Consider the following 17872-nt stretch of genomic DNA (forward strand, 5'->3'; position numbering starts at 1 on the left):
GGCGCCCGGATCCGGGCGCCCGGCGTGGTCGGCGCTCGTCGTCCTCGTGGCCGTGGTCGTGGCCACCCCCGTGCTGGCCGTGGTCGTGGACGGCCTGGGCAGCCTGGGCTCCGCGGCCCCGCCGCGCGGACTGGGCCGGATGGTGGTCACCACGCTCCTGCTGATGCTGGGCGTGGGGGCCGGCACGCTCCTGGTGGGCGGTGGGCTCGCGTGGCTCGTGACCGCCTTCCGCTTCCCGCTGCGGGACGTCCTGGTCTGGCTGCTGGTGCTGCCGCTGGCCATGCCGGCCTACATCCTGGGCTTCGTGTTCCTCTCCGTCTTCGACGTGGCCGGGCCGGTGCAGGCGGGGCTGCGCTCCGTCCTGGGCGCCGGCGTGTGGGTTCCCGAGGTCCGCTCGCTGCCGGCCGCGGTGCTCGTGATGTCCCTGACGCTCTACCCCTACGTCTACCTCCTGGCCCGCTCCGCGCTGGTCGAGCAGACGGCCGGCACCTACGACGCCGCCCGGACCCTGGGCGCCGGCCGGGGACGCGCGCTCCGGCGGGTCCTGGTCCCCCTGGCCCGGCCCTCGCTCGCCGCGGGGCTGGCCCTCGTGATGATGGAGACCCTCACCGACTTCGCCACGGTGCAGTACTTCAACGTGAAGACGGTCTCCGTGGGCGTCTACCTCGTGTGGAAGGGCACCTTCGACTTCCACTCCGCCACCCAGCTGGCCGTGCTCGTGCTGCTGTTCGCCGTGGCCGTGCTGGCCGGCGAGCGGCTGCTCCGGGGCCGGGCCCGGTTCCACCAGCGGGGCGGCCGCGGCCAGGGCCTGCAGCCGCGCCGGCTCACCGGGTGGCGCGCGTGGGGAGCCACGCTGCTCGCCCTCTCCGCCCTCTCCGCCGGGTTCATCGTGCCCGTCCTGCAGCTGCTCGTGTGGGCCGCCCAGGAGGCCCTCGGCAACCCGGCCTCCCTCGCGGACCCGCGTTTCGCCCAGTACCTCGGCAACAGCCTCGTCGTCGCCGGGATCGCCGCCGTGGCCTGCGTGGCGCTCTCGCTCGTCGTGGGGCACGGGGTGCGGATGGGCGGGGGGCGTGTGGTGGCCTCCGCCGCTCAGCTCACCACCTTCGGCTACGCCGTTCCCGGCGCGGTCGTGGGCATCGGCGTCCTCCTCGCGTTCGCCGGGCTGGACGCCGCGCTCGAAGGGGCGGGCGTCCCGGGGGGCACCGGGCTGCTGGTGACGGGCTCGGTGCTCGGCATCCTCTACGCCTACGTGATCCGCTTCCTCGCCCCGGCCTACCAGGCGGTGGACGCGAGCCTCGCCAAGATCTCCCCCACCGTCACCTACTCCGCCCAGAGCCTCGGCGCGTCCCCGCTGAGGATTCTCACCCGCGTGCACCTGCCCATCGCCCGCCCGGGCGTCGCCACGGCCCTCGTCCTCGTGGTGATCGACGCCGTCAAGGAGCTGCCCATCGTGCTGCTGCTGCGCCCGTTCGGCTTCACCACGGCGTCGGTGTGGGTCTACGAACTGGCGCGCGAGAACTTCTGGCAGAAGGCCTCGCTGCCGGCGCTCGTGATCGTGGCGGCCGCGGTCGTGCCCGTGTTCGTCCTCGTCCGGCAGGCCCACCGGGCCGACCGCAGCGGAAAGGCACCCCGATGACAGTGCAGACCAGGAGCCCGCGGACGGCGTCCGGAACCGGCGGGACCGAGCCCGCCCTGGTCCTCGACGGCGTGGACAAGCTCTACGGGTCGTCGGTGGGTGTCCGCGGGCTGGAGCTGACGCTCCCGCCCGGGGAGCTGGTGACGCTCATCGGCCCCTCGGGCTGCGGCAAGTCCACGACGCTGCGCCTCGTGGCCGGCCTCGAGCGGCCCGACGAGGGCACGATCCGCATCGCCGGGGACGTGGTGGCGGACCGGCACCGGTTCCGGGAGCCCGAGCGGCGGCGGGTGGGCCTGGTCTTCCAGGACCACGCCCTGTTCCCGCACCTGACGGTCGCCAAGAACGTGGCCTTCGGCCTGGACCGGCTCCCGCGCGCCGAGCGGCGGGCCCGGGTGGGCGAGGTGCTCGAGCTCGTGCGGCTGGGCCACCTCGCGCACCGCTATCCCCACGAGCTCTCCGGCGGCGAGCAGCAGCGTGTGGCCCTGGCCCGGGCCCTGGCCCCCCGCCCCGCCGTCGTGCTCCTCGACGAGCCGTTCTCGAGCCTCGACGAGTCCCTGCGCGCCCACGTGCGCCGGGACACCGTGGCGACGCTGGCCGAGACCGGGACCACCGCGGTGCTCGTCACCCACGACCAGACCGAGGCGTTGTCCGTGGGGCACCGGGTGGTCGTGATGCACGACGGCGTGATCGAACAGGCCGACACGCCGGAGAGGGTCTTCGAGCAGCCCGCCACACGGTTCGTGGCCTCCTTCATGGGGGACGCCGACTTCCTGCCGGCACGCGTCCACCGCGCCCTGCTCACGTGCGAGATCGGCATCGTCTCCACCGTGCCGGGATGGGCGGACAGCGACGTCGACGTCGACGTCGTGCTGCGGCCCCACGAGGTCGCGCTGCGCCCGGACCCCGGCTCCACCGCGCGGGTGAGCGCGGTCGAGTACCACGGCGCGTTCGTGCTGCACCACGTCCGGCTGGCCTCCGGGCGCACCCTGCGCTCCTGGCAGCCCCACACCGTGCGCCACCCGGTGGGAGCTCCGGTGGCGGTGACGGTCGCGGCCGGGACCACCCCCACGCTGCTCGTCGGCGACCGGGCCGTCACCGCACCGCCGCCGCGCTCCCCCGACGGCCTGTCCAACCGGCGGTCGCGCATGTCCGACGAATTAGGTCACACTTTCCTTCGTTAACGGTTTTCCTTAAGGTGGCACGGTGACGATCCAACCTGACCTCGCCCGGCTCGCCTTCGCGGCCGGCCTCGAGCGCCACGGGGACCGCCCCGCCGTCCTCACGGCCGAGCACGTCCTGACCTACCGGGAGCTCGCCGGGCGCGTCGACGACGTGGCCGCACGGCTGGGCACGGAGCGCCGGCTGGTGGTGCTCGCGGCGTCCAACGACGTCGACTCGCTCGTGGCCTACCTCGCGGCCCTCAGGGCGGGTCACCCGATCCTCCTGGCCCCCGCGGACAAGCCCGGCGCCGTGGCCTCGCTCGTGGGCGCCTACGACCCCGACGTCGTGCTCCGCTCCGGGGACGGGACGCCCGTCGTCGAGGAGCGGCGCCCGGGCACCCGCCACGACCTGCACCCCGACCTCGCCCTGCTGCTGAGCACGTCCGGCTCCACCGGCTCCCCGAAGCTCGTCCGGCTCTCCCACGAGAACCTGGACGCCAACGCCGCGGCCATCGCCGAGTACCTGGGGATCGGCCCGGAGGACCGCGCCGCCACGACGCTGCCCATGTCCTACTGCTACGGCCTCTCGGTGGTCAACAGCCACCTCCTGCGCGGGGCGGCCCTGGTGCTCACGGACCTCTCCGTCGTCGACCCCTGTTTCTGGCAGCTCGTCCGGGAGCGGCGGGCCACGTCCTTCGCGGCCGTGCCGTACACCTTCGACCTGCTCGAGCGCGTCGGGTTCGAGGAGATGGACCTGCCGCACCTGCGGTACGTGACCCAGGCGGGCGGGCGGCTCGCGCCGGAGAAGGTCCGCCACTGGGCGAGGACCGGCCGGCGCCGCGGCTGGGACCTGTTCGTCATGTACGGGGCCACGGAGGCCACCTCCCGCATGGCCTACCTCCCGCCGGAGCTCGCGGAGGAGCGGGCGGGGACGATCGGGGTGCCGATCCCCGGCGGCGCGTTCCGCATCGACCCCGTGGACGACCTGCCGGACGGCGAGCTCGTCTACACCGGGCCCAACGTCATGCTCGGCTACGCGGAGCGGCCCGAGGACCTCGCCGCCGGGCGGACCGTCGAGGAGCTGCGCACCGGGGACCTCGCACGCCGCCACCCGGACGGGCTCTGGGAGGTCGTCGGCCGGCGCAGCCGGTTCGTGAAGATCGTGGGCCTTCGCGTGGACCTGGGCCAGGTGGAGAAGATGCTCGCCGAGCTCGGCGTGACCGCGGCCGCCGCGGGCTCCGACGAGCGGCTGGTCGTCGCCGCGGAGGGCGGGCAGGACACGTCCCTGCTCGCCAAGCTCGTGGCCGGCGGCATCGGGCTGCCGCGCCCGGCCGTCGAGGTGCACGCGGTCGAGCAGCTGCCCCGCCTGGGCACGGGGAAGGTCGACTACCCGGCCGTCGCCGCGCTCGGCGCCGTCCGCCACGTCGCGGAACCGGCGCGTGAGCGACGGGCGGAGGGCCCCGAGGACGTCCGGCGGATCTTCGCCGAGGTGCTCGACCGCCCCGACGTCGGCGACGACGACACGTTCGTCTCCCTCGACGGGGACTCGCTGTCCTACGTGGCGGCCTCCGTCCGGCTGGAGCAGGCCCTCGGGCACCTCCCGCCGGACTGGCACCTCACCCCCGTCCGCGACCTCGCGCCGCGCGCCGCCCGCCCGCCGCGGCGGTTCGCCTCCTTCCTGGAGACCGGCATCGTGCTCCGGGCGGTGGCGATCGTGTTCATCGTGACCACGCACGTGGAGCTCTTCACGTTCCAGACCGCCCACGTGCTCTTCGCCGTGGCCGGGTACAACTTCGCCCGCTTCCAGCTCCACGGCGAGCGGCTCCCGCGCCTGCGGCGCCAGCTGCGCAGCCTGGGGCGGATCGTGGTTCCCTCGGTGGCGTTCATCGGGGTCGCGCACCTGCTCACCGACGACTACACGATCGCCAACGTCCTGCTGCTCAACGGCATCGTGGGACCGCAGCACCTGACGAGCCAGTGGCACTTCTGGTTCGTCGAGATGCTCGTCTACGTCCTCGTGGCCGTCACGGCGCTCATGGCCCTGCCGTGGGCCGACCGCGCCGAACGGCGCTTCCCGCTGGCCTTCCCGCTGGCCCTGCTGGCGGTCGCGCTGCTCAGCCGGTACGACATCGTGGACCCTGGCCTGCCGAAGCCCGCCCCGGTGTTCTGGCTCTTCGCACTGGGCTGGGCGGCCGCCCGGGCCCGCACGGTTCTGGAGCGCTCGCTCGTCACCCTCCTGACCCTCCTGACCGTGCCGGGCTACTTCGACAGCACGGTCCGCGAGGTCACCGTGATCACCGGCGTCCTGCTCCTGCTGTGGGTGACGGCGCTGCCCGTCCCGGCCGGCCTGCGGCGCGTCACGGGGTGGCTGGCCGCGGCCTCCCTGTACATCTACCTCACGCACTGGCTGGTCTACCCGGTCCTGGTGCCGGTCTCGCCGGTTCTCGCCGTGGTCGCCTCGCTGCTCGCCGGGATCGCCTACTGGGTCCTGGTGATGCGCGTCACGAGCGCGCTGGGGCGCCGCCGGGTCCGGGGCACCCCGGACCCGGCGGCCGCTACCGCGGACCGACCTCGATCCGGGCGGTCTGTCCCGTGGAGCGCACGCTCGCGGTGACGGGGAACTCCACGCGCTCGGTGACCGGCTCGCCGTCCTCCCGGTAGCTGAGCTCGGCCACGGCCGGGCGGTAGGGATCGGCGTTCCAGCGCAGCGGGTCACCGGGTGAGGACACCAGCACGAGGGCAGGCCTCGAGAGCAGCTGCCACCGCACGGCGGTGATCTCCGGGACGGACGGCTCCGGTGCGGGCGTCACGGTCCCCGCCGGGCCGGGCGGCTGCGTCGCGGTCCCGGCGGATCCCGACGGCCCGTCCGTTCCGGTGGATCCTCCCGGCTCGCCCACGTGCCGCTGCGACCCGGGGCATCGCTCGGGGACCAGCTCGTCGGAGTCCATGCAGTCCTCCAGCCACGCGCCGATCCGATCCTCGGTCTCCCGCCACATCCGGGGCGAGGGCTCGAGTCGCAGGGCCGCGTCGGCGGGCCGCGGGTGCCGGAAGGGCAGGCTCAGCCGCACGGGCGGTCCCGCGGCCCGGTAGTACGAGTTGCCGGGCAGCCCGACCGAGTAGTCGCCGGGCAGCGCCTCGAACCGCCACGTGCCGCCCGGTCCGCGCGGGTCGGGCACGCGCTGGTCGTCGTCGATACGGATGCTCTCCCCGTTGACCGAGATCTCGTCCAGGGTGGCCGGCAGGTGGATCGACAACGGGGCGGCATCCGGGGAGTCCAGCTCCCACGTGTCGTTGAACGGACCGCTGCGCTCCACCTGGTGCACTCCCCAGGTGTGCACCTCCTCCCGGCGCTCACCCGTCCGCTCGTCCGCGTCCCACCACACAAGGGCACGGACCTCGGCACGCGTGCCGCTGCGGCGCACCTCCAGGATCTCGTGGCCGCTGATCCGGCCGGCCGCGTTGCGGTAGACCCGGTTGGGGACCACGTCCAGGGAGGGCTGCGTGCGGACGGCCTCCGCCCGGGAGAGCAGCTGCCGCGAGCGCCCGTCCTCGATGCCCGCCAGCCAGACGGCCACGGGGTCCTCCGGCTCACGGTCCACCAGGACCCAGTTCAGGGCCGAGGTCACGGCCGTCACGAGGGCCACGACGACCAGGAGCCAGGCCAGCAGCGAGCGGCGCAGGGCACGGGTCTCCGGGCCGGTCGGCACCTGACCGGCCTGCCACACCCGTTCTCCCGGCACAGCCCCTCCTCCCGGCACAGCCCGTCCTTCCGGGACGTGGGCGCGACCGGCGGTCGCGCGACCCGTGGCCTCACATGGTAGAGCGGCCGGGGCTCCTGGAGCGCAGGGCGCTCAGAGCGGGCGCCTGCGAGTGGCCAGGATGCCGGCGAGCACCAGGAGCAGGCCCCAGCCCGCGTGGACGAGTCCCGACTGCACGTGGTCGAACGCCGCGTCCGCGGACTGGTACATCGTGGTCAGCTCCGACCCGGCGGAGGACGGGGACCAGGGGCGGACGTCGTCCAGCCAGTCGAAGGACAGGACGAACAGCACGATCTCCAGCACGAACAGCAGGACCACGAGGACCACCACGCCCCACGTCGTGGACCTCAGCAGGGCCCCGAGCCCGAAGCCCATCCACGTGGTGATCGTGTAGAACAGCCCGACGGCGAGGATGTTGAGCAGCACGGCCTCCTGCCACAGGTCGTAGCCGAGGTCCTCCACGGCCAGGATCGGCTGGACGAGCAGGTGGGCGGCGGTGGCGCTGAGCACGCCGAAGAGCAGGCCGACCGCGGAGAGCACCACGACCTTGGCGACCAGGGCGGGGGTGCGTCGCGGCACGGCGGTCATCGTGCTGCGGATCGAGCCGGTGGCGTACTCGGAGCCGATGAACAGCACCGCGAGCGCGCCCACGAGCAGCACCGCCAGCTGCAGGCCGCCGTTGGCGCTGTTCATGGCGACGTACTCGCCGAAGCTCGTGCCCTCGGGCAGCTCGGGCCCCGAGCCGCCGGTCATCCGGGCGTCCTGCTCGGCCACCAGCTCGTTCCTCTGCCGCTCGAGCTCCTCGTCGGTCAGGCCGGCCTCCTCGGCGCTGCGCCCGCCGAGCGCCTGGTCGATCTGCTGCTGGGCCGCCTCCTCGCTCACGCGCACGAACGTCAGCGCGCTGGACGCCGAGAGCGCCGCGAAGCCGAGGGCCAGCAGGAGGGCCACGCCCAGGAGGACCCAGTTGGAGCGCAGGGAGCGGAACTTGATCCACTCGGAGCGCAGGACACCGGCGAAGGTCAGCCGGATCCGGGCCGGGGCGCCAGGACCCGCGGCGGCGTCCGGGCGGGGTGCGGTGGTGGTGCTCATGCTCGGTCTCCGTTCCGTGCGGGGGCCGCGGCCCAGGGGGCGGGGCGGGGGGCGGGCCCGGAGCGGTACTCCACCTCGTCCTGCGTCATCGCCATGTACACGTCCTCGAGGGTGTCGCTCAGCGGCGTGAGCTCGTGGACCAGCACTCCCGCGGCCATCGCGGCCTCCGCGATCCGCCGCGGCTCCGGCCCCGTGACCACCACGCCGTCGTCGTCGAGGTCGGCCACCTCCGCGCCCGTGCGCTCCAGGGCGCGGAGCAGGCCCGCACGGTCGGTGCTGCGGACCCGCGTGCGGGTCCGGCCGCCGGCGAGGATCCGGTCGATCGGGGCGTCGGCGAGGATGCGCCCGCGGCCGATCACGACGAGGTGGTCGGCGGTCCGGGCCATCTCGGACATGAGGTGGGAGGAGAGGAAGACCGTGCGCCCCTCGGCCGCGAGGTACTGGGCGAGGTGGCGCACCCACACGACGCCCTCGGGGTCGAGACCGTTGACGGGCTCGTCGAGGATGACGGTGCGGGGGTCGCCCAGGAGCGCCGCGGCGATGCCCAGACGCTGTCCCATGCCGAGGGAGTACCCGCCGACCCGCTGGTCGACGGCGGCGCCCAGACCGGTGAGCTCCACGACCTCCTCGATCCGGGTGCGCGGGATGCCGTGGGTCGCCGCGAGCGCGGCGAGGTGGGCCCGGGCGGTGCGCCGGCGGTGGACGGCCTTCGCGTCGAGGAGCACGCCCACCTCCGTGAGCGGCGCCCGGTGCCGGGCGTACGGCCTCCCGTTGACCCGGGTCCGTCCGCTCGTCGGGTTCTCCAGCCCGACGACGAGGCGCATCGTGGTCGTCTTGCCGGCCCCGTTGGGCCCGAGGAAGCCGGTGACCCGGCCGGGCCGCACGGTGAAGCTCACGTCGTCCACGGCCGTGCGGTCGCCGTAGGTCTTCGTCAGGTGCTCGATCTCGATCACCGGCGCTCCTCCCGAGCTGTCGTCGCTGCCGCCCTCCCCAACCTACGGCAGGCGCCGTGCTCCGGGACGGTGGCGCCGGTCACGCGGGATCGGCGGCCCCGAGCCGGGGGCCCCCGCGGCCTCGCAGCACGTCCACGACGACCGCGACGAGCAGCCACACCAGGAACAGCACCCGCACCACGGCGAGCAGGTCCTGGGCGTCCCAGGAGGACGCTCCGGGCAGGGCCGGCCACGACGCCTCGGGGAGGACCAGGGTGGCCCACCACAGCACCTCCACCAGCTGCCAGGCCGCGAACTCCGGCCGGCCGCCCCGGCCGAGCACGACGAGGGGTGCGAGCCACAGCGCGTGGACGGTCCCGTAGCCGCTCCCGGTGAGCACGAGCACGAGCAGCAGCAGGAGGGAGACCTGAACCGCGTCGGGCTCGTGGCGGCTCAGCAGCGTCAGCACGAGCACCGCCGCCGCGCCCAGCACGAGGGCCAGGAGCTCGGGCGGCTGCGGAGCTCCCGGGACCGCGCCGACCCGCGCCCACGCATCCCACAGGGACGAGCCGTCCGCGGGCCGCTCCGTCGCCTCGGCCGCCCTCCGGAACCAGCCGTCCCGGTCCACGACCAGGGCGGGACCGTTCACCAGCAGCCAGGTGAGCCCCGCACCGCCCAGGACCACCACGGCGTCCCGGACGTCCCGGTACCGGGCCGCCAGGAACAGCACCGCCACCAGCACGACGAGCGGGAAGAGCGCCACGGACGCCGCGAGCCCCAGGCACGCCCCCGCCGGCGCCGAGCTCCCCCGCCCGTGCAGCAGCAGGGCCAGCACCATGAGCAGCACCGCCGCCAGGTCCCACGAGGCGAACCCCGCGAGCACGACGACCGGGGCCGGCGCCAGCACGAAGGCGTCCCGCCGCCCGGACAGCCCGGCGACGGCGACCACGGTCGCCGTCCAGGCCAGGGCGAGGACCACGAGGGAGAGGTCGGCCACGGCGCCCGGTCCGGAGCCGGTCAGCACGGCCAGCCGGAGCAGGGCCGTCTCGGCCATCCCGGCCAGGACTGGCTCGTCCCCGCCGGGGCCGCCGGTGAGGAACCCCCCGGCGGCCGCCCCGGCCGACAGGTCGGTGGCGCACAGGACGGGCAGGGCCTGCTCCGCGCCCCAGCCCGGGACGCGGCAGGGCAGCCGCAGCAGCCATCCGGCCAGGGCGGCCCAGAGGCCGAGGAGCACGAGCAGCGGCCCCTGGGAGCCCAGGAACCACCGGCCCCCGCGGCTCAAGCGCTCCCCCGCCGGCCCCGGAGAACGTCCCCGGCGACCCGGGCGACCAGGTACGCCACGGCGAGCGTGTGCAGGAGCACCGTGGTGAAGTACACGTCCTGCGCCAGGTCCAGCCCCTCCTCGTCGCCGACCCAGTGCCCGAGCCAGGTGAAGACGGCCACCCAGTGCACGACCTCCACGAGCTGCCAGACCACGAACTCGGCGACGCGGGGGCGCGCCAGGACCAGGAGCGGCACGAGCCAGACCACGAACTGCGGGGAGTAGACCTTGTTGGTCAGGACGAAAGCCGCGAGCACGAGGAAGGCCAGCTGCTCCAGGCGGGGTTCCTCGCGGGCGGTGAGCCCCAGGACGAGGATCAGCACGCAGGCGAGGCCGAAGCCCGCGAGGGCCAGGAGGTTGATGCCCTCGGCCGAGAGCAGCGGGATGCCCAGCCGCGGCGCCGCGACGTCGTTCCACCAGTGCCACACGGAGGAGAACCCCGCCCCGCGGTCCTGGCTGAACTGCCAGAACCAGCCCCACTGGACCGGGTCCAGCAGCGCGAACGGCAGGTTCACGGCCAGCCAGGCCCCCACGGTTCCGGCGGCCGCGCGCAGGGCGGGCCCCGCCTCCCGGCGGCGGACGGCCAGCACGACGACCGCCCCGAGCACGAGGAACGGGAAGAGCTTGAACGCGGTGCCGACGCCGAGCGCGATCCCGCCCAGCAGCCACCGGTCCCGGCGGAAGGCGAGCAGGCCGAGCACGGTGCACAGCACCGGCCACAGGTCCCAGTTGATGAACGCCGTGACCACCACGGCCGGGGCCAGGGCCGCGAGGACGGCGTGCGCCGGGTGCTCGACGAGCCGGGCGAGCACGAGCACGACCGCCACCCAGACGGCGGCGAGCAGCAGTGCATTGATGTCGAAATATATGCCTTGACCGACATGCACACTGGTCACCGGGTTGAGGGCATGCGCCAGGACGCCGGTGAGGCTGGCGAGCACCGTCTGCAGGACGGGGTACTCCAGCAGGGCCGCGGGGTCCAGGTAGGGGAAGCGGCCCTCCGCCATGCCCCGGGACGCGTACAGCGTGGGCAGGTCCGAGTAGCACAGCCGCCGGAAGGTCTCCGGCTCCTCCCAGGACACGAGCCGGCACGGGAGCTTCGTCACGTACGCCAGCAGCGCCGTGTGCAGCGCGAGGCCGGCCAGCACCCAGGAGCCGATCCGCAGCGCCGGGCCCCGTCCCGGATCCCGTTCCGGACCGTTCCGGGCACCGCGGGCCGGTGCGGCCACCGGCCCGGGCCCGGTGTCCGCCCCGGAGGCACGGGAGCGGGTGCTCACAGGGCGTCCGCCGCCCAGTCCCGCAGCCGCCGCTCGGCCTCCTCCGGGCCCAGTTCGCCCTCGTCCAGGCGCAGGTCCAGCAGGAACTTGTAGGCGCGGCCCACCGCGGGCCCCGGGGCGATGCCGAGCACCGCCATGATCCGCTCGCCGTCGAGCTCCGGGCGCACCGCGTCGAGCTCCTCCTGCTCCGAGAGCTCCGCGATCCGCCGCTCGAGCTCGCCGTAGGCGGCGGACAGCCGGGCGACCTTCCGCCGGTTCCGGGAGGTCACGTCCGCCCGGGTCAGCCGGTGCAGCCGCTCCAGGGACTCCCCCGCGTCCCGGACGTAGCGGCGCACGGCCGAGTCGGTCCACTGGGCCTCGCCGTAGCCGTAGAAGCGCATGTGCAGCTCCACCAGCCGGCGCACTGCCTTGATCGTGTCGTTGTCGAAGCGCAGGGCCTTCATCCGCTTGGCGGTGAGCTTGGCCCCCACCACCTCGTGGTGGCGGAAGCTCACCGCACCGGACTCCTCGAACCGGCGGGTTGCGGGCTTGCCGACGTCGTGCATGAGCGCCGCGAAGCGCAGGACGAAGTCGGGTCCCGGCACGGGACCGTCCGGACCCGTCTCGAGCGCGGCGGCCTGCTCCAGCACGGTCAGCGAGTGCTGGTAGACGTCCTTGTGCCGGTGGTGCTCGTCGACCTCGAGCTGCAGCGCCGGCACCTCCGGCAGCACGTACCCCGCGAGACCCGTGGTCACGAGGATGTCCACGCCCTTGCGGGGCCGGCGGCCGCGGATCAGCTTGACCAGCTCCTCGCGCACGCGCTCCGCGGAGACGATGCGGATCCGTTCCGCCATGTCCGTCATGGCCGCGCCGACCTCGGGGGCGAGCTCCACGTCGAGCTGGGACGCGAAGCGGGCCGCGCGCATCATGCGCAGCGGGTCGTCCGAGAAGGAGTCCTCCGGGGCGCCGGGGGTCCGCAGCGCCCCGGCGTGCAGGTCCTTGATCCCGCCGTGCGGGTCGACGAGCTCGAGCCCGGGCAGCCGCAGGGCCATGGCGTTGATGGTGAAGTCGCGGCGGAACAGATCCTCCTCGAGGGAGTCGCCGAAGGCCACCCGGGGCTTGCGGGAGTCGGCGTCGTACGCCTCCGCACGATAGGTGGTGACCTCGAGCTGGACGTCTCCCCTGCGCAGGCCCACGGTCCCGAACTCCCGGCCGATCTCCCAGACGGCGTCCGCCCACCCCGCCACGACGGCGAGCGTCTCGTCCGGGGTCGCGTCTGTCGCGAAGTCGAGGTCCAGGGCGGTCCGGCCGAGGAACAGGTCCCGCACGGGCCCGCCCACCAGGGACAGCTCGTGACCGGCGCCGGCGAAGCGGCGCCCCAGGTCGAGGGCGGCGGGGTGGATCGCGGAGGGATCGGGCAGCAGCGTCATGGTGCCGACCATTGTTCCAGACCCGGGCCGGCCGGCCCGCCCGGATGGCCGCCGGGGCGCCGCCCGAGCCCACGCGCGAGCTCGGGCGTGAGCCGCAGTGGTTGTGGCAAGGTAGGAGACATGGCTTTCCCCGTACCCAGCGCTCCGAAGAAGCGGCCGTCCGCACCGGCCGCCGCGCTGCCCACGGTCGAGGAAGTCTCCGCCGGAGGGATCGTCGTGGACCTCGGCACGCCCTCCCACCCGGTGGCCATCATCGCCCGGATCAACCGGGGCGGACGCCTCGAGTGGTGCCTGCCGAAGGGCCACCCGGAGAACCAGGAGACCAACGAGGAAGCGGCGATCCGCGAGATCGAGGAGGAGACCGGGATCGCGGGCGAGGTCCTCAGCCCGCTCGGCAGCATCGACTACTGGTTCACGGTCTCGGGCCACCGCGTGCACAAGACGGTGCACCACTTCCTCCTGCGCGCCACGGGCGGGCACCTGACGACCGACAACGATCCCGACCACGAGGCCGTGGACGTCGCCTGGGTGAACATCGACGACCTCGGTCGGAAGCTGTCCTTCCCCAACGAACGGCGCATCGCCGACATCGCCCGTGAATACATCATCCACCAGCTCTGAGGCGGCCGGACCCCCGGGTCCGGCCGCAGCGGGGTCCCCGGGTCCGGCCGCAGCGGGGTCCCCGGGTCCGGCCGCAGCGGGGTCCCCGGGTCCGGCCGCAGCGGGGCCCCCTCCCGGTCCCCCGCGGCGGTCCGGAGCGGCGTCCAGCGCCATCATGGCCTCGGGCACGCTCGTCTCCCGTGTCCTGGGCTTCGTCAAGACGGTCCTCATCACGGTGGCCATCGGCTCCGTCACGACCGTCTCGGACGTCTTCGAGCTCGCGAACACCTTGCCGAACCTGATCTACGTCCTCGTGGCGGGCGGAATCTTCAACGCGGTCCTGGTTCCCCAGATCATCAAGGCGTCGAGGACGAACGAGGACGGCGGGGCCGACTACATCTCCCGCCTGCTCACCCTCGCCGTGCTCGCCCTGCTGGGCGTGACGGTGGTCGTGGTGCTGCTGGCGGGCCCGATCGTGCGGACCATGGGCACCGACTGGACCGAGCCGCAGCTCTCCCTCGGACTGACCTTCGCCCTGTTCACCTTTCCGCAGATCTTCTTCTACGGCCTCTACACCGTGGTCGGCCAGGTGCTCAACGCCCGTGGCGCGTTCGGCTGGTACATGTGGGCACCGGTGGTCAACAACGTGGTCGCCATCGCGGCGCTGCTGGTCTTCGTCCAGCAGTTCGGGGCCTATCAGCAGGACCCCCACACCCTCGACAACTGGACCGAGGCCAAGACGTTCTGGCTCGCTGTCATGGCGACGGTCGGCGTCGCCACGCAGGCCCTCGTCCTGTTCTGGCCGCTGCGCCGGCTGGGCCTGAGGCTGCGGCCCCGGTTCGGCTGGCGCGGCATCGGCCTGTCCACCGCCGCCCGGCTGGCGGGCTGGACCCTGGCCACGGGGGTCATCGCCAACCTCGCGTTCCTCGGCCTGACCAAGGTCGCGGCGATCCCCACCGCGTACCGCCCGGAGTACCTCGCGCTGGACCCGCCCCAGCAGATCGCGGGCGTGGCCGCCCTGAACCAGGCGTCCATGCTGTACTCCCTGCCCCACGGGGTGATCGGGCTGTCCATCGCCACCGTCCTGTTCAACCGGATGGCCGCGGCCTCGACCGACGGCGACCGGGCGGGCATGGTGTCCTCCCTGTCCTCGAGCCTGCGGATCACCGGGGTGGCCACGGTCTTCGCCACGGTCGCGCTCATCGTGTTCGCCGGTCCCCTCGGCATGCTCTTCAGCGGCGGCGTCCCCTCCGCGGGCGCGGTCGTGGGACAGGTCGTCGCGGTGATCGCGGTCGGGGCGCCCTTCATGTCGGCCTCGTTCATGCTCGGCCGGGCGTTCTACGCCCAGGAGGACGCCCGCACGCCCTTCCTGGTGCAGATGGGCGTGGCCCTGTTCACCGTGGCCTGCGCCGCGCTGATCTGGTGGCTGGTCCCGCCGGACCTCATCGTCTTCGCCGTGGCCGGGTGCTACGCGGCCCAGAACGTCCTGAGCACCGTGCTGTACCACGTGGTGCTCGTCCGCCGCATCGGGGACTACGACGTCGCCCGGATCGTGGAGGCCCACGCGCGGATCCTCGTGGCCTCCCTGCTGGCCGGCGTCGTGGGCGCCGTGGTCCTGCACCTGCTCGGCGGCTACGACCCGGACGGGTTCCCCTGGACGGACCAGCTCACCGCGATCGCGACCCTTGCCGTCGGAGGCGGCGTCATGGCCGTGGCCTACCTCGGCGCCCTCAGGCTCTGCCGGGTCCGGGAGCTCGACGGCCTGCTGCGTCCCGTGCTCTCGCGGCTCGGCCGCTGAGGCGGTGACCGGGGGCCTGCCGCCGGACGTCGCAGCGCGCGAGCACGGCCGGTCACGGTAAAGTGCTGTGTGGCCGTGACGTGGGACAGGGGACCCCCTCTGCCGACGCCCGGCCGTGACACCCGCGAATTCCCGTCCCCCGGAAATTCCCGACCCCCAGGGAGCCAACGTGCCCGCACCGATGAAACTCGGTTCCGTCCTCGGCGGCCGCTACAAGGTCGTCTCCGACGTGCTGGCCACGGCCGAGGGCGACCACGTGCTCGAGGGCCAGGACCAGGTCCTCGGCCGCCGCGTCTCCATCCTCCTGCCCGCCGACCGGCACACGTCACTGCTCGTCGAGAACGCCCGCTCGATGGCCAACGGCACCATCGGCGCGCCCTTCCAGATCCTGGACCTCGGCCAGGCCGAGACGCACACGTACCTCGTGACCTCGCACACCCCGGCGGCGGACATGCTGGACTCCCTCCTCGTGGAGCCGGACGAGATCGAGGACGAGACGCTCAGCGACGACATCTTCGGCGCCCCGCGCGACGCCGAGGGCGCGTCCTACCTCTACGACGAGCCCGACCCCACGACCCCGCAGCCCGTCGTCGCCGCGGAGCCCTCCGCGGACCTCGGGGGCGCCGCCCCCGAGGCGAAGGTCACCCGGTGGCGCGACGACGACTCGTACGACGACGCCGCCCCCGCCCCGTCGGTGCGCACCCGGCTGGGCCGGCCCGTGCGGGTCAGCGCCACCTCGACCCGGTCGACCCTGTTCGACCGGGCCGCCGCGGGCGGGACGGCCGCCGCGGCGGGTCGTTCCACGGACATCGATCCCGGCTACGACGGCGACAACCGGTACGAGAGCTATGTCGAGGAGCGCCCCGACGCCGCCGTCGGCGCCCCGGCGACCGCGTCCCTCGCCACGGAGCACCGCGACACCACCACGAAGAAGGGCGGCAAGGGCCTGCTCTTCCTCCTGCTCCTGCTGATCGCGCTCCTGGTCGGGGCGGTGGCCTTCAGCTTCGACCGCCTGGGCGGCCTCTTCGACGCCCGCGACGAGCAGCGGCCGGCGGCCACCGCTCCGGCCGAGGAGACGGCGCAGCCGAGCCCCGAGGCCACCCCCGAGCCCACTCCCGAGCCCGCGGCGGTGGACCCGGTGCCCCTGTCCGTGAGCCGGATCGTGGCCGGGGACCCGAACTTCATGGCGGACCAGGATCCGCAGCTGGGACAGACCGTCGACGACAACCCGTCGACCTACTGGATCAGCTACGGGTTCTCCGACCAGAACTTCGGCGGCAGGATCCAGGGAGTGGGCCTCGCCGTGCAGCTCGAGGAGCCCGCCGCCGTGAAGACCCTCCGGCTGAGCCAGTCGGCGGGATCGGGTGGCATCTTCGACGTCTACGTCAACGACTCCCCCTCGCTCGAGGGCGCCCGGCAGGTCGGCTCCGGATCCTTCACCGGCCCGGAGATCACCGTGCCCCTCGCGCCCGCGGCCCGCGACGAGGAGCACGAGTACGTGATCGTCAACTGGACCCAGCTGCCGCAGCTGACCAACCCCATCGCCGGCTTCAACCACGGCCTGCGGATCGGCGAGATCGAGCTCGAGTAGCCGCACGTGCCCCTGCCGGCCCGCCCGCCAGGACGGCCGGCGGGAGCCGGAGCGGGACGCGGCGCACCGGCAGCACCGGAATATCGGCCGCGCTCCCCCCGTTGTCCCAGTGGTCCCCCGCGGCCGGCCCCGGCCGGCCGCCCCCTGTACGGAAGGTCAAGCAGAACTGTGAGCCCCGATTTCGGTCCCGTGATCAACGCCCTGAACCTCGCCCCCCGGGCCGGCGGGCCGACGGTCGCCGCGGACGACGACACCGTCCACGAGGTGATCATCGTCGGTTCCGGCCCCGCCGGGTACACCGCCGCGGTCTACGCCGCACGGGCCGATCTGCACCCGATCGTCTTCGCCGGCTCCGTCACCGCGGGCGGTGAGCTGATGAACACCACCGAGGTCGAGAACTACCCGGGGTTCATCCACGGCATCCAGGGCCCGGAGCTCATGTCCAACATGCAGCAGCAGGCCGAACGCTTCGGCGCCGACATCCGGTACGAGGACGTCGTGGCCCTCCAGCTCGAGGGCGAGGTCAAGACCGTGACCCTCGAGGACGGCTCGGTCCACCGCTCCCGCACGGTGATCATCGCCACCGGCTCCGCCTACCGGGAGCTGGGGCTGCCGGACGAGAAGCGGCTCTCCGGGCACGGTGTGAGCTGGTGCGCCACGTGCGACGGCTTCTTCTTCAAGGACCAGCACATCGCCGTCGTCGGCGGTGGGGACTCCGCGCTCGAGGAGGCGACCTTCCTCACCCGGTTCGCGTCCAAGGTGACCGTCATCCACCGGCGGGACACCTTCCGGGCCTCCGAGATCATGCAGCAGCGCGCCTTCGAGGACCCCAAGATCGAGGTGCTGTGGAACTCCGAGGTCGTCGCCATCAACGGCGAGGACAAGCTCCGTTCGGTCACGGTCCGTGACACGGACACGAGGTCGACCTCCGAGCTGCCCGTGACCGGGCTCTTCGTGGCGATCGGCTCCGACCCCCGCACCGGCCTCGTCGAGAACCAGCTCGAGCTCACGGTGGACGGCACCATCGCCGTGGACGGCCGCAGCTCCACCACCAGCCTCGCGGGTGTGTTCGCGGCGGGCGACGTCGTGGACGCCACCTACCGCCAGGCCATCACCGCGGCGGGCTCGGGCTGTGTCGCCGCGGTGGACGCGGAGCAGTACCTCGCCGCGCTGCACGACCGGTCGGTCCTGCACAGCTGACCCCCGGCCGTCCCGTGGCCCCGGCATGAGTCATAATCTAACCAGTCCCGCCCCTCGCACGAGTCCCGAGCCCGTGTTCCAACCCCGTGGTGGCCCGGCAC

At 73.7% G+C, this 17872-nt stretch carries 13 protein-coding genes; 7 read left to right on the plus strand and 6 right to left on the minus strand.

All coding sequences use genetic code 11. The features are described from left to right. The 3 genes from ACH9EU_RS02330 to ACH9EU_RS02340 all read left to right on the plus strand — a co-directional run. Positions 1-1636 (plus strand): ABC transporter permease subunit (locus ACH9EU_RS02330; protein WP_396412324.1); only part of this gene is annotated, 1636 nt, incomplete at its 5' end. Then, positions 1633-2817, plus strand: coding sequence for an ATP-binding cassette domain-containing protein (locus ACH9EU_RS02335; RefSeq protein WP_396412325.1), 1185 nt, complete (start codon positions 1633-1635; stop codon positions 2815-2817). The genes ACH9EU_RS02330 and ACH9EU_RS02335, both read left to right, overlap by 4 nt. A gap of 22 nt (positions 2818-2839) precedes the next feature. Continuing rightward, complete coding sequence (locus tag ACH9EU_RS02340; protein WP_396412326.1) at positions 2840-5410, plus strand: AMP-binding protein; 2571 nt, start codon at positions 2840-2842, stop codon at positions 5408-5410. Here ACH9EU_RS02340 and ACH9EU_RS02345 read toward each other — a convergent pair. From ACH9EU_RS02345 to ACH9EU_RS02370, 6 genes are all read right to left on the minus strand, one after another. After that, the gene (locus ACH9EU_RS02345) at positions 5352-6536 is read right to left on the minus strand and encodes a hypothetical protein (protein WP_396412327.1); all 1185 of its coding nucleotides are present in this window, start codon (positions 6534-6536) and stop codon (positions 5352-5354) included. The genes ACH9EU_RS02340 and ACH9EU_RS02345 overlap by 59 nt on opposite strands. A gap of 111 nt (positions 6537-6647) precedes the next feature. Next, the gene (locus tag ACH9EU_RS02350) at positions 6648-7643 is read right to left on the minus strand and encodes an ABC transporter permease subunit (protein ID WP_396412328.1); all 996 of its coding nucleotides are present in this window, start codon (positions 7641-7643) and stop codon (positions 6648-6650) included. After that, positions 7640-8596 carry an ATP-binding cassette domain-containing protein gene (locus ACH9EU_RS02355; protein WP_396412329.1) on the minus strand — a complete coding sequence of 319 codons (957 nt, stop codon included), beginning with the start codon at positions 8594-8596 and terminating at the stop codon, positions 7640-7642. The genes ACH9EU_RS02350 and ACH9EU_RS02355 overlap by 4 nt, the downstream gene beginning before the upstream one ends. Before the next feature lie 79 nt (positions 8597-8675). Next, positions 8676-9857 carry a glycosyltransferase 87 family protein gene (locus tag ACH9EU_RS02360; protein WP_396412330.1) on the minus strand — a complete coding sequence of 394 codons (1182 nt, stop codon included), beginning with the start codon at positions 9855-9857 and terminating at the stop codon, positions 8676-8678. Then, positions 9854-11173, minus strand: coding sequence for a glycosyltransferase 87 family protein (locus tag ACH9EU_RS02365; RefSeq protein WP_396412331.1), 1320 nt, complete (start codon positions 11171-11173; stop codon positions 9854-9856). Before ACH9EU_RS02365 ends, ACH9EU_RS02360 begins: the two co-directional genes overlap by 4 nt. After that, positions 11170-12582 (minus strand): CCA tRNA nucleotidyltransferase, encoded by a 1413-nt coding sequence (locus tag ACH9EU_RS02370; RefSeq protein WP_396412332.1) that lies wholly within the window; start codon positions 12580-12582, stop codon positions 11170-11172. The genes ACH9EU_RS02365 and ACH9EU_RS02370 overlap by 4 nt, the downstream gene beginning before the upstream one ends. A gap of 120 nt (positions 12583-12702) precedes the next feature. Here ACH9EU_RS02370 and ACH9EU_RS02375 point away from each other — a divergent pair, with 120 nt between their 5' ends. The 4 genes from ACH9EU_RS02375 to trxB all read left to right on the plus strand — a co-directional run bounded on the left by ACH9EU_RS02375 (position 12703) and on the right by trxB (position 17771). Further along, positions 12703-13203 (plus strand): NUDIX domain-containing protein, encoded by a 501-nt coding sequence (locus ACH9EU_RS02375; protein WP_396412333.1) that lies wholly within the window; start codon positions 12703-12705, stop codon positions 13201-13203. Positions 13204-13354: 151 nt separating this feature from the next. Next, a complete protein-coding gene (locus tag ACH9EU_RS02380) occupies positions 13355-14980 on the plus strand; it encodes a lipid II flippase MurJ (protein ID WP_396412353.1) in 1626 nt (541 codons plus the stop codon). A gap of 181 nt (positions 14981-15161) precedes the next feature. Then, a complete protein-coding gene (locus ACH9EU_RS02385; protein WP_396412334.1) occupies positions 15162-16571 on the plus strand; it encodes a hypothetical protein in 1410 nt (469 codons plus the stop codon). Between the two features lie 168 nt (positions 16572-16739). Then, positions 16740-17771, plus strand: coding sequence for a thioredoxin-disulfide reductase (trxB, locus tag ACH9EU_RS02390; RefSeq protein ID WP_396412335.1), 1032 nt, complete (start codon positions 16740-16742; stop codon positions 17769-17771). Positions 17772-17872 lie beyond the last annotated feature (101 nt).

This window comes from Kocuria rhizosphaerae (genome assembly GCF_044462265.1).
Lineage (GTDB): Bacteria > Actinomycetota > Actinomycetes > Actinomycetales > Micrococcaceae > Kocuria > Kocuria rhizosphaerae.

Bases quoted from the DNA above. Each gene is read 5' to 3' on its own strand.
- ACH9EU_RS02335 (WP_396412325.1), top strand. From the start codon at position 1,633: ATGACAGTGCAGACCAGGAGCCCGCGGACGGCGTCCGGAACCGGCGGG.
- ACH9EU_RS02350 (WP_396412328.1), bottom strand. From the start codon at position 7,643: ATGAGCACCACCACCGCACCCCGCCCGGACGCCGCCGCGGGTCCTGGC.
- ACH9EU_RS02370 (WP_396412332.1), bottom strand. From the start codon at position 12,582: ATGACGCTGCTGCCCGATCCCTCCGCGATCCACCCCGCCGCCCTCGAC.
- ACH9EU_RS02375 (WP_396412333.1), top strand. From the start codon at position 12,703: ATGGCTTTCCCCGTACCCAGCGCTCCGAAGAAGCGGCCGTCCGCACCG.
- ACH9EU_RS02385 (WP_396412334.1), top strand. From the start codon at position 15,162: ATGAAACTCGGTTCCGTCCTCGGCGGCCGCTACAAGGTCGTCTCCGAC.